Annotated in this window: 8 protein-coding genes; 4 read left to right on the plus strand and 4 right to left on the minus strand. The window is 73.6% G+C overall.

Annotated elements, in window-relative coordinates:
• Nucleotide 1: 1 nt before the first annotated feature.
• Nucleotides 2-1738, minus strand: coding sequence for a BCCT family transporter (locus OG447_RS27240; RefSeq protein WP_266939966.1), 1737 nt, complete (start codon nt 1736-1738; stop codon nt 2-4).
• A gap of 143 nt (nt 1739-1881) precedes the next feature.
• Between OG447_RS27240 and OG447_RS27245 the strand changes: the two genes are divergently transcribed.
• Together OG447_RS27245 and OG447_RS27250 are read left to right on the plus strand one after the other, a co-directional pair.
• Nucleotides 1882-3030, plus strand: coding sequence for a glycerate kinase (locus tag OG447_RS27245; protein ID WP_266939967.1), 1149 nt, complete (start codon nt 1882-1884; stop codon nt 3028-3030).
• A 233-nt stretch (nt 3031-3263) separates the two neighbouring features.
• Nucleotides 3264-6077 (plus strand): SpoIIE family protein phosphatase, encoded by a 2814-nt coding sequence (locus OG447_RS27250; protein ID WP_266939968.1) that lies wholly within the window; start codon nt 3264-3266, stop codon nt 6075-6077.
• Between the two features lie 66 nt (nt 6078-6143).
• Here OG447_RS27250 and OG447_RS27255 read toward each other — a convergent pair whose 3' ends face one another.
• The 3 genes from OG447_RS27255 to OG447_RS27265 all read right to left on the minus strand — a co-directional run bounded on the left by OG447_RS27255 (nt 6144) and on the right by OG447_RS27265 (nt 10774).
• The gene (locus tag OG447_RS27255; RefSeq protein ID WP_266939969.1) at nt 6144-8201 is read right to left on the minus strand and encodes a SpoIIE family protein phosphatase; all 2058 of its coding nucleotides are present in this window, start codon (nt 8199-8201) and stop codon (nt 6144-6146) included.
• A gap of 382 nt (nt 8202-8583) precedes the next feature.
• Nucleotides 8584-9768 (minus strand): aromatic amino acid transaminase, encoded by a 1185-nt coding sequence (locus OG447_RS27260; RefSeq protein WP_266939970.1) that lies wholly within the window; start codon nt 9766-9768, stop codon nt 8584-8586.
• Entirely contained in the window at nt 9761-10774 is a 1014-nt protein-coding gene (locus OG447_RS27265; RefSeq protein WP_266939971.1) for a DMT family transporter, read from the minus strand. Before OG447_RS27265 ends, OG447_RS27260 begins: the two co-directional genes overlap by 8 nt.
• A 198-nt stretch (nt 10775-10972) precedes the next feature.
• On the opposite strand from OG447_RS27265, the gene OG447_RS27270 reads away from it, so the two are divergent.
• Together OG447_RS27270 and OG447_RS27275 are read left to right on the plus strand one after the other, a co-directional pair.
• Complete coding sequence (locus tag OG447_RS27270; protein ID WP_266939972.1) at nt 10973-11449, plus strand: Lrp/AsnC family transcriptional regulator; 477 nt, start codon at nt 10973-10975, stop codon at nt 11447-11449.
• Nucleotides 11450-11541: 92 nt separating this feature from the next.
• Nucleotides 11542-12171: a hypothetical protein gene (locus OG447_RS27275; protein ID WP_266939973.1), complete on the plus strand. Its 630-nt coding sequence runs from the start codon at nt 11542-11544 to the stop codon at nt 12169-12171.
• Nucleotides 12172-12174 lie beyond the last annotated feature (3 nt).

Raw genomic sequence — 12174 nt, forward strand, 5'->3', positions numbered from 1 at the left:
ATCACCCTCCGGGGGTACCGGGGCCGCCGTCCTCGTGGCCCTGGCCCTGACCCTGACCCTTGGACTCGGCGACGCGCCGCAGCCGGGGGTGGCGGGCGGCGCCCTGCTCGGTGAGGGCGTCTCCGACCATGGCCGTGACCGCGTCCCGCATGCCGTGCAGGGCGTGGTGGCGGACGGGTCCGGCCCCGGGGTCCTCGCGGAGCTCCTTCACCAGGGCCCAGCACAGCAGCAGCATGACGATGACGAAGGGCAGCGCGACCAGGATGGTGGCGGTCTGGAGGGACTTCAGGCCGCCCGCGACGAGCAGCACGGCGGCGACGGCGGCCATCAGCACGCCCCAGGTGACGACGAGCCAGGTGGGCGGGTGCAGGGAGCCGCGGCTGGTGAGCGAGCCCATCACCAGGGAGGCCGAGTCGGCGCTGGTGACGAAGTAGGTCATGACCAGGAGCATGGCGACCCAGGAGGTGACCGCGGAGAGCGGCAGGGCGTCCAGCATCGCGAAGAGCGAGGCCTCCGTCCCGTCCTTGATCTCGGCGGCGAAGTCGACGGCGCCGGTGGAGTCGAGTCGGATGGCGGTGCCGCCCATCACGCAGAACCAGATGACGGTGGCCCCGCTGGGGACGAGCAGTACGCCGATGAGGAACTCGCGGATGGTCCGGCCGCGCGAGATGCGGGCGATGAAGGTGCCGACGAAGGGCGCCCAGGAGAGCCACCACGCCCAGTAGAAGATCGTCCAGGCGCCGAGCCAGGCGGAGTCGGTGAAGGCGCCGGTGCGGCTGGCCATGGGCAGCAGCTGGTGCAGGTAGCCGCCGACGCTGGAGGGGATCACGTCGAGGACGTAGACGGTGGGGCCGAGGACGAAGACGAAGAGCATCAGGGTGGCGGCGAGCACGATGTTGATGGTGCTCAGCCACTTGACCCCCTTGTGCAGGCCCGAGAAGGCGGAGAGGACGAAGGCCGCAGAGAGCGAGGCGATGATGACCAGCTCGACGCCGGTGGAGTCCTCGATCCCGGTGGTGAGGCTGAGCCCCTTGGACACCTGGAGCGCCCCGAGCCCGAGGCTGGTGGCGGTGCCGAAGACGGTGGCGAAGACGGCGAGCAGGTCGATGGCCTTGCCGGCCCGGCCGTTCGCCCGCTCCTCGCCCATCAGCGGGACGAAGGCGGAGCTGAGGCGGTTGCCGCGGCCCTTGCGGAAGGTCGCGTAGGCCAGGGCGAGACCGGCGATGCCGTAGATCGCCCAGGGGGTCAGCGTCCAGTGGAAGAAGGAGTACTCCATGGCCGCGAGCGCCGAGGCGCCCGTGGCGGGGGCGGCCCCGGAGGCGGGGGGCGGGTTCAGGTAGTGGGTGAGCGGCTCCCCCACCCCGTAGAACATCAGGCCGATGCCCATGCCCGCGCTGAACATCATGGCGATCCACGCGAGGTTGGTGAACTCGGGCTCGGAGTCGTCGGCGCCGAGGCGGATCCGGCCGAAACGGCTGACCGCGAGCACGACGCACATGACGAGGAAGACGTCGGCGGCGATCACGAACAGCCAGGCGAAGTTCTCCAGCACCCAGGCGAGCGCGGTGCTCGACGCGGTGTCGAAGGAGCCCTTGGCGAGCGCCGCCCAGCCGACGACGGCCAGCACGGCGATCACACCGACGGTGACGACGGTGAGGTCGGGCGTGCCCCCGGCAGGTCCGCCGGAGCCGCCACCTGGGGAGTCCGGATGTGGCTGTTCCAGTGAATCCGCGCTCATGCGGCCACACTATGCAGGCGTATATACCGATTTAGAGGCATGGCGCGCCGGGTGTGGCCCAGGCCACTCATGGGCATAGGAGGATCCTCCGGATAAGCTCATGGCGGCGCGACTGCACTGTTCGATAGCAAGGGAATAGCAAGGTGACGGACGGAGCAGTAACTGAGACCGCGCGCGTGCTCATCGCCGCGGACAAATTCAAGGGCTCGCTCACGGCCGTTCAGGTCGCGGAGCGGGTGACGGCAGGCCTTCGCAAGGCCGTACCGGGCGTGGAGATCGAGACCCTCCCCGTCGCGGACGGCGGCGACGGCACGGTCGCGGCCGCGGTGGCGGCCGGTTTCGAGCGCCGGGAGGTACGGGTCACCGGACCGCTCGGTGACCAGGTCACGGCCGCCTTCGCGCTGCGCGAGGGCACCGCGGTGGTCGAGATGGCGGAGGCCTCCGGGCTCCAGCTGCTCCCGGCGGGCACCTTCGCGCCGCTGACGGCCACCACGTACGGCTCGGGCGAGCTGCTGAAGGCCGCGCTGGACGCGGGCGCGCGCTCGATCGTCTTCGGTGTGGGCGGCAGTGCCACCACCGACGGCGGCGCCGGCATGCTGGCCGCGCTGGGCGCCGTGTTCCTGGATGCGAACGGCGAACCGGTCGGTCCGGGCGGCGGCGCGCTGGCCGGGCTGGCCTCGGCCGACCTGTCCGGCGTGGACCCGCGCTTCGCCGAGGTGGACTTCGTCCTCGCCAGCGACGTGGACAACCCGCTGACCGGCCCGAAGGGCGCGCCCGCGGTCTACGGCCCGCAGAAGGGCGCCTCGCCCGAGGACGTGGCGACGCTCGACGCGGCCCTGGCCCACTTCGCGGTGGTGCTGGAGAAGTCGATCGGCGCCAAGGCCGCCGAGTGCGCACTGCTCCCGGGTGCGGGCGGCGCGGGCGGCATCGGCTACGGGGCCCTGCTGCTCGGCGCGACGTTCCGTCCCGGCATCGAGCTGATGCTGGAGGTGCTGGGCTTCGCCCCGGCCCTGGAGCGGGCCACGCTGGTCATCACCGGTGAGGGCTCGCTGGACGAGCAGACCCTGCACGGCAAGGCGCCGGCGGGCGTGGCGGCAGCCGCGCGCGCGGCGGGCAAGCCGGTGGTGGCCGTCTGCGGCCGCCTGCTGCTGAGCCAGGAGGCCCTGGAGGCGGCCGGCATCCGCCGGGCGTACCCGCTGACGGACCTGGAGCCCGACCCGGCGAAGTCCATCCCGAACGCGGGTCCCCTGCTGGAGCGGGTCGCGGCGAACATCGCCGCCGACGTCCTCTGAGCCGTCCCGGCCGGTGAGGCCCGGACCCCCACCGGGGTCCGGGCCTCCGCCATCCCAGCCTCGCCGGCGTTTGAGGCGCGGGTCCCGGCGAGCCCGGTGCCCGGCGGAGCCGGGTTTCCTGGGGCTCCGCCCCAGACCCCGCGCCTCAAACGCCGGCGAGGCTGGGTTCCCGAAGGCTGGATCGCGAGGCCCGGCAGCCACCCCGAACCCCCGGACAGTGTTAGAAATGGCTCATGACCGGACGTTTTGGTCGACAGCCGACCGGATGGGGCCCGCGCCTGCTCGCGCGACTGTCCAAATGGGTCCACAGCGTCGCCGGTCAGGTCTTCGCCCTCCAGGCGGTGATCGTGCTGCTGCTGATCGCCGCCGCCGCCGCGGCCCTGGTGGTCCAGGCCCGGTACGACATCCGGCGTGACGCCGCCAACCGCTCCCTCGCGGCCGCCGAGGCCTTCGCCCACGCACCCGGTCTCCCGGAGGCGCTGCGCACCCCGAACCCGACCGCCGCGCTCCAGCCCCTGGCCGAGGCCGCCCGCCGGGCCTCGGGCGTGGACTTCCTCGCCGTGATGAGCACCGAGGGGATCCGGTACACCGACTCGCGGCCGGAGCTGATCGGCGAGCGCGCCACCGGCGACCTGGCGCGCGCCCTGGCCGGGCAGTCCTTCACCGAGACCTTCACCGGCGAGCCGAGCGACGCGGTCCGCGCCGTGGTTCCCGTACGCGACGAGCGCGGGGCCATCATCGGCCTGGTCGGCACCGGCATCGAGGTGGCGAACGTCTCCGACGCGGTCGAGGACCAGCTCCCGCTCCTCCTGGGCGCCGCCGCGGGCGCCCTCCTCCTCGGCACCGGCGGCGCCGCGCTGGTCAGCCGCCGGCTGCGGCGCCAGACGCACGGCCTGGGCGCCGCCGAGATGACCCGGATGAACGAGCACCACGAGGCGGTCCTGCACGCCGTGCGCGAGGGCGTCCTCATCATCGACGCCGACCATCTGCTGATCCTCGCGAACGACGAGGCCCGCAGGCTCCTCGACCTGCCCCCCGACCCCGAACAGCGGCACGTCGGCGACCTCGGCCTCGACCCGGGCACCGCGGAACTGCTCACCTCCGGCCGGATCGCGACCGACGAGGTGCACCTGGCGGGCGACCGGCTGCTCGCCGTCAACGTCCGGCCCACCGAGCCGTACGCGGGCCAGCCCTCCGGCACCGTCATGACGCTGCGCGACTCCACGGAGCTCGCCGCGCTCTCCGGCCGGGCCGAGGTGGCCCGCGGCAGGCTCCAGCTGCTGTACGACGCCGGAGTGCGGATCGGCACCACCCTGGACGTGGTGCGCACCGCCGAGGAGCTCTCGGAGGTCGCCGTCCCCCGCTTCGCCGACTTCACCACCGTGGAACTGCTGGACCCGGTGCTGCGCGGTGACGAGCCCTCGCTGGTCAGCGGCCATTTCACCGAGATGCGCCGGGCGGCCATGAGCGGTGTCAGCACGGACCATCCGCTCCAGCCGGTCGGCGACGTCATCCGCTTCGAGGTGCCGACGGCGCCGATGGCCTCGGCCCTGGACGCCGGGCACGCGATGCTCGCCGCCGATCTGAACGCCGCGATGGGCTGGCGCGCCCAGGACTCCGAGGGGACCCGCCTGGCCCTCGGCTACGGGCTGCACTCGCTGATTTCCGCACCGCTCCAGGCGCGGGGCGTCGTCCTCGGCATGGCCAACTTCTGGCGGGCCGCCGACACCCCGGAGCCCTTCGACGAGGAGGACCTGTCCTTCGCCGAGGAGCTGGCGGCGCGCGCCGCGGTCTCCATCGACAACGCCCGCCGCTTCACCCGCGAGCACGCCATGGCCGTGACGCTCCAGCGCAGCCTGCTGCCCCGGGTACTGCCCGACCAGAACGCCGTGGACGTGGCCTTCCGCTACCTGCCCGCGAAGGCCGGTGTCGGCGGGGACTGGTTCGACGTGATCCCGCTGCCGGGGGCGCGGGTGGCGCTGGTCGTCGGAGACGTCGTGGGCCACGGGGTGCACGCCGCGGCCACCATGGGGCGGCTGCGCACCGCCGTGCACAACTTCTCGACGCTCGACCTGCCCCCCGACGAACTCCTCGGCCACCTGGACGAGCTGATCAACCGGATCGACCAGAACGAGAGCGGTGGCGCGGCGGCGGGCGGGGGTGAGGGCGGGAGCGAGGAGGACGGGGCCTCGGACGGTGTGGGCGAGTCGGCCCAGATCACCGGCGCCACCTGCCTGTACGCGGTCTACGACCCGGTCTCCGGGCGGTGCGTGATGGCCAGCGCCGGACACCCCGGTCCCGCGCTGGTCAGCCCCGACGGGTGGGTGGAGTTCCCCGAGCTGCCCACCGGGCTGCCGCTGGGCGTGGGCGGCATGCCGTTCGAGGCCGCCCACTTCCAGCTGCCGGAGGCCAGCCGGCTCGTGCTGTTCACCGACGGCCTGGTGGAGGACCGCGACCGGGACTTCGACACCGGGCTGCGGCTGCTGGGCGAGGCCCTGTCGAGGCCCGGCCGCAGCCCCGAACAGGCCTGTGCGGACGTGCTCGCCGCGCTGCTGTTCCCGGCGCCGAGCGACGACATCGCGCTGCTGATCGCCGACACCCGGCGGCTGGAGGCCGACCGGATCGCCGAGTGGGAGGTGCCCGGCGACCCGTCGGCCGTCTCCCGGGTGCGCAACGCGGGCTCGGCGCAGCTCAGCGCGTGGGGCCTGGAGGACATCGCCTTCACCACCGAGCTGATCCTCAGCGAGCTGATCACCAACGCCATCCGGTACGGGAGCGCGCCCGTACGGGTCCGGCTGCTGCGCGACCGGAGCCTGATCGTCGAGGTGTCCGACGGCAGCAGCACCTCCCCGCACCTGCGGTACGCGGCCACCACCGACGAGGGCGGGCGGGGGCTGTTCCTCGTCGCGCAGTACGCCGAGCGGTGGGGCACCCGTTACACGGACCGCGGCAAGGTCATCTGGGCCGAGCTGCCGCTGGCCGGGGGCGGGGAACTGCCGGGGGTGGCGGAGCCGGACCTCGACGCGCTGGAGGACCTGGCCTGGTGAGGCGCGGCCCCTGACCGGCCGCGCTCCCTTCCCGGCCAAGCCCCGGCCCGGCCTGCTCCCGGCCGGTCAGGGCTGCCGGGTGCGGGCCAGGAGCACCGCCACGTCGTCCTGGGGGGCGTACGGCAGCAGCCGCTCCAGGATCCCGTCGCACAGCGCCTCCAGGGGCTGCTCCGGCCCGCTCAGCGCCTGTGCCAGCTGGTCCATGCCCTGGTCGAGGTCCCGGTCCCGGGCCTCGATGAGGCCGTCGGTGTAGAGCACGAGCAGGCTCCCCGGAGGCAGCCGGACCTCCTGCGCGGGGAACTCCCGCCCGCCCGTGCCCAGCGGGGTCCCGGGCGGGCCGTCGAGGAAGGTGATCCGCCCGTCGGGGCCGACCACGGCCGGCGGGGGGTGGCCGGCCCGGGCGATCGCGCAGGTGCCCGTCCCCGGGTCGTGGACGGCGTAGACACAGGTCGCCATCTCGTCCTCCCCCAGGTCCGCCACGACCGCGTCGAGCGAGCGGAGCATCTGCGCCGGGGGCACGTCCAGGCGCGCGAGGGTCCGTACGGCCGTGCGCAGCTGGCCCATGACGGCCGCCGCGTGGATCCCGTGGCCCATGACGTCCCCGATGACCAGGCCGGTCCGCCCGCCGGGCAGCCGGATGACGTCGAACCAGTCCCCGCCGACGTCGTGGTCGCTGGCGGGCAGGTAGCGCCCGGTCAGTTCCAGGCCCGCCACCTCGGGCAGCGCGCTGTTGGTGAGACTGCGCTGGAGGGTCAGGGCGGCCTGCCGCTGATGGGTGTACATCCGGGCGTTGTCGATGTTGAGGGCCGCGCGCGCGACCAGCTCGTCGATCAGTACGCAGTCCTCCTCGTCGAAGGGCTCGCGCCCGCGCAGCCGGGTCACGGCGACGGCGCCGAGGACCTTGCCGCGGGCGACCAGGGGCACCATGCGGGCGCACCCGAGGGTGGCGAGGTAGGCGCGCAGATCGTCGGCGCGGGGGGCGGTGATCAGGGCGGGGACGTCGGCGCTGTACAGGTTCATGGGGACCCCGTCGGCGATGACTCTCTCGTAGGCCGTCCCGGCCGGGATCCGGAAGGTCTGGCCGGCCTTGAGCCGGGCGGTCGGGGCGAAGGGGTCGGGGAAGACCGCGGCGAGTCTGCGCAGCAGCCCGTGGGCGGTGGCTCCGGCCTCGTCGGGTTCGAGCACCGCTTCGAGGAGCTGTACGTCGGCGGAGTCCGCCAGCTGCGGTACCAGCAGCTCCACGATCTCCTGGGCGGTCTGCCGCAGGTCCAGGGTGGTGCCGATGCGGGTGCCCGCCTCCGCGAGGAGGGCGAAGCGGTGCCGGGCCCGTTCGGCGTCGGCCTGGGCGCGCTGGCCGTCGGTGATGTCGATCAGGGAGGCGATCAGGCCGAGGCGGCGCCCGGAGCCGTCGAGCAGGGGCGCGTAGGAGCAGGACCAGGTCCGGTCGTGTTCGGGATCGGCGGGGGTGCGGCCGGTGCGGCGGACGTCGACGACGGCGGTGCCCACGTCGAGGACCCGCTGCATCATCGCCTCCAGGGCGGTGGCGTTGACCCCGGGCACCACCTCGGTGAGCCGCCGGCCCACGTGCTCGTCGGCGGAGACCCCGTTCATCCGGGCCAGGGCGTCGTTGACCCGGAGGAAGCGCAGGTCGGGGCCGAGGGTGGCGAGGCCGATGGGTGACTGGGTGAAGAGGCTCTGGAGGGCGGCCAGCGAGTCCCGCATGTGCAGGACCTGGGAGGTCTCCACGGCGATGAGCAGGGCCCCCGTACGTCCCTGCGGGTCGCGGGCGGGCACGATCCACATCTCCATCGGCACCCGGTGCCCGTCGCGGTGGCGTACCGGCAGGGTGCCGACGACCGTCTCGCCGGACTGGACGCGGCGGGTCAGCTCCTCGGCGAGTTCCCGGTTGGCCTCGGGGACCAGCACGGCGGAGCCGGACCGGCCGATGACGTCCTCGGGGCGGTGCCCCAGCAGGTCCTGTGCGGCCAGGGACCATTCGACGACGCGCCCGTCCGCGTCCTCCCGCCACAGGGCGATCGGCAGCAGCTCGCGGAGCACGCCCGCGTAGCCGACAGCAGCCACCGGCTGCTCCGGCACCTCGCTCGTCGACTGGTAAGTGTCCACCGCACCGACCTCACCCCGGGGGGCCTGATTCCTACCGATTCACCCTATCCGAGGGCTCGGCGCGGGGCGCTGCGTCGGCGGGCGGGAGGGCTCGGCGGGCGGGCGGTCGGGCGGGTTTCTCCGCACCTCTTGACGTGGGACAAATAGTGAGGAAACTCATGAATACACCGGAACACCAGATAGAGCCGCACCGCCCTCCGGAGACGTCCGGAGGCCCGCGTGACCCTTGTCGAGGCTCTGGCCAGGCCCCCGGCAGCACCCGCGATCCAGGGGAGCCATCGGCGACGGCGGATGGCTCATGGACTCGACGGACTGCCGGGGACTGTCATGTCCGGACCCGCCGGCAGCCCGCCGTGGGAGGCCGCCTCCGGTGCGGCAGGGCTCAGCCCTCCAGGACTCCCGCGATGCCCCGGGCGAGGCAGGGGATCCGGTCCGCCGGGATGCCCGCGATGTTGATCCGCCCGGACGTGGTGCCGTAGACGGCGAACTGCCTGCGCAGCCGGAGCATCTGGGGCGAAGTAAGCGGCAGCATCGAGAACATGCCCTTCTGCCGCGCGAGGGACGCGGCGAGGGCTCCGTGGCCGAGCGCCTCCAGGTGCGCGGTCAGCTCCGTGCGGTTGGCCGTGATCCGGCCCCGCATGACGTCCAGTTCCGTCCGCCAGGCGGCCCGCAGCCCCTCGTCCTCCAGGATCGTCGTCACGACGGCCGCGCCGTGCTCGGGCGGCATGGAGTACAGCGTCCGGGCGGCGTTCTGCAGGGCCGTCTCGGCGTGCCGCAGGGCCTGCGCCGTGGCGCCGAGGACGATGGCGCAGCCGGTGCGGTCGCTGTAGAGGCCGAAGTTCTTCGAGCAGCTGACGGCGATCAGCATCTCCGGCACCCGCTCCGCCAGCATCCGCGTGGCCCACAGGTCGGCCTCCAGCCCGTCGCCGAGCCCGTGGTAGGCGAGGTCGACGAAGGGCACCCAGCCGGCCCGTCCGGCCAGCTCGGCCAGCGCCTCCCAGGCCTGGCGCGAGGGGTCGGCCCCGGTGGGATTGTGGCAGCAGCCCTGGAGCAGGACGACATCGTCGCGGCGCGCCCCGGCCAGGTCCCGCAGCGCTCCGGCGGCGTCGAAGTCGCCCGCCGCGTCGCGCCAGGCGTAGGTGCGCACGTTCAGGCCGGCGGCCTCCAGGATGGGCCGGTGGTTGACGTACGCGGGGTCGCTGATCCAGACGGTGGTGCCCGGGCGGGTCCGGCAGATCAGGTCGGCCAGCAGCCGCAGCGCTCCGGAGCCGGCGACGGTCTGTACGGCCGCCGCCCGGTCGGCGGGTCCACCGGTGCCCAGGACCATCCCCAGCAGGGCGCGGTTGAAGGCGGCGTTGCCGGACAGCCCGCGGTACTCCTTGGACTCGGAGCGCTCCGCCAGCCGGATCTCGGCCGCGCGCACGGCGGCCATGACCGGGGTGCTGCCGGTCGCGTCGCGGTAGACGCCGAGGACGAGGTTGAGGCGTTCGGGGCGCTCGTCGGTGCCGAACTCGTAGGTCAGGTCCCACAGCGGGTCGGTGGGCGGCGGGGGAAGGAGCTCAAGCATCTGCGGGGACCTCGGGGCGGGTACGGGTGCGGGCGGGGGTACGGGGCTCGGTGCGGGGGCGCCGGTTGGCGAGTACGACGCCCAGGGTGATGAGGGGTACGCCGACCAGTACGGCGGGGGTCGGTGATTCGCCGAGCAGCGGGACGGCGAGCAGGACGACGGCGACGGGGCTCAGGCTGCCGACGACGGAGCTGCGTCCGGCGCCCAGCCTGCGGATGGCGAAGGCGTACAGCAGGCCCGCGCACAGTCCGACCCCGAGCCCCTGCACCACGAGGAACAGCGCGATGTCGGTTCCGGCGGCGTGGGCGATCCCCGTCGGGAGCACCCCGGTCAGGACCAGCAGCCCGATCACCGCGAAGGAGGGCAGGCACAGCAGCCCGATGGATCCCACCGGGTCGAGGTCCACGTCGCGCAGCCCGACCGTGTACAGGGCCCAAAGGCCGCTGGCGACCAGGAGCGTGCCGGCCCCTTCCAGTACGTCCGCGTCCACCGGGACGACGTAGCGCCAGACGAGGGCGGCCACGCCGAGGGCGATGAGTGCGAGCCCGGCCGGCTGGGTGCCGCGGGGGGCTCCGTGGCCCCGGGCGGCCATGAGCGCGCTGACGAAGAGCGGGACCATGCCGGGGACGATGGAGCCGACGAACGCCGCCGAGGTCAGGGCGCCGCCGTGCATGGCGGCCAGGAAGAACGGCACCCCCGCGCCGCAGATGATCTTGGCTGCGGGGCCCGGCCGTACGGCGGCGATGCGGTGGCGGCGCCGCCACAGGGCGGGCAGCAGGACGAGGAGCGGTACGCCGAAGCGCAGCAGGGCGGCGTCGGCGGGCAGCAGGGAGGAGGCGCTCAGGGCGCGGGCGCTGAGCGCGAAGGCCGCCCAGATGGCCACGGTCACCAGCAGCGCCGCCATGCCTTCGGCCTGCGGGGAGAGCCCGCGCCGGCCGGGGTTTCCGGCCCGCGGGGCTGCTGTGTCGGGAGGCGCGGCCGCGCCGGTGGTGTTCGTCGCGACCAAGGGAAACGCTCCAGCCTCTGGGACCCGGACCGGTCCGGTCCGTGCCTGGGCAACGCTAGGGCCTGGGGCGGGGCAGCCGATTGCCAGTTCTGCCTCTCGGACATACGTTTGGGGCAGAATCTGCCAAGGACCACCGAAGAAACACCCGGCGGCCCGCAGGAATACCCAGAAACACCCAGAAACCCGAGGAGCGCGGCCATGGACGCGGTCGATCTGCAGATCATCCGGGAGTTGCAGGCCGACGGGCGCCTGTCGAACCAGGACCTCGCCGACCGCGTCCGGCTGTCCCCGTCCCCCTGCCTGCGCCGGGTCCGGCGTCTGGAGGAGGCGGGCCTCATCCGCGGCTACACGGCCATGGTCGACCAGGTCGCCTTCGGCCTCCCGGTCACCGTCTTCGTCCGGATCCGGCTGGAGCGGCACACGGCGGAGGCGGTCAGGCTCTTCGAGGAGCACGTCGCCGGCATCGAGCACATCCAGGACTGCTACCTGATGGCGGGCAGCAGCGACTACCTGCTGCGGGTGGTCATCGAGGACCTGGAGGCCTACGAGGCCCTGGTGCGCCACCGGATCCACGCCATCCCGGGTATCGCCTCGATCGAATCGAGCTTCGCGTACGGCAGCGTCAAGCAGTCCAGGACCTACCCCCGTCCCCGCCCGGGCGGAACCCGACCCTGAACCGACCCCCAGTCAGCCCGGGTGCACCGTAGGGGTCTTGTCGGGGCGATCACCCATGGTGGCGCCGTACGGGCGGACCGCAAGGTTGAGCCATGACAGAGCGAGCGGCAAGACTCACCCGGTTCTCCTTCGTAGCGGCCCCCGCACTCCTGATCGTCTACGGCTCCGTGCGCCTTCTCGCTCCGGGCTCCAAGGAACCCGGGGCCGCGTGGACCACCGGTCACCTCGCCTTCCTCCTCGGGGTGCTGTTCTTCGGGGCGGCCTGCGAGGGGCTGCGCCGGATGGCGGCCGCCTCCGGCGGGCCGGTCCGGCGGCGGGTGGCCCGGGCCGGGATGGTGGCGGGGCTGGTGGGTGCGGGCGCGGCCGCCGCGCAGGCGGTGATCGACCTGTACGCCGGTTTCCGGGCGGCCGACAAGCCGGAGATGCGGGAGATCTTCGCGCAGGTGCAGGACGTGCCCGGGGTGATGCCCGTGGTGTACACCGTCGGGCCGTTCTTCCTCTACCTGGGGATGACCGCCCTGCTCGCCGCCCTCAGGGGCCGGGACGCCGTCCGTTCGCTGGTGCTCTTCGTCCTGGGCACGGCCGCGATGGCTTCCAGCCTGGACCTGATGCCGCTCGGCGGCCTCTGCTACCTCCTGGCCTTCGCCCCTCTGCGCCGCCGCGTGTCCGCCACCCCCGTACCGCCCGCCGCTCCCGTACCCGTCGGCGGCGCCACGCCCTGACCC

It is taken from the genome of Streptomyces sp. NBC_01408 (assembly GCF_026340255.1).
Lineage (GTDB): Bacteria > Actinomycetota > Actinomycetes > Streptomycetales > Streptomycetaceae > Streptomyces.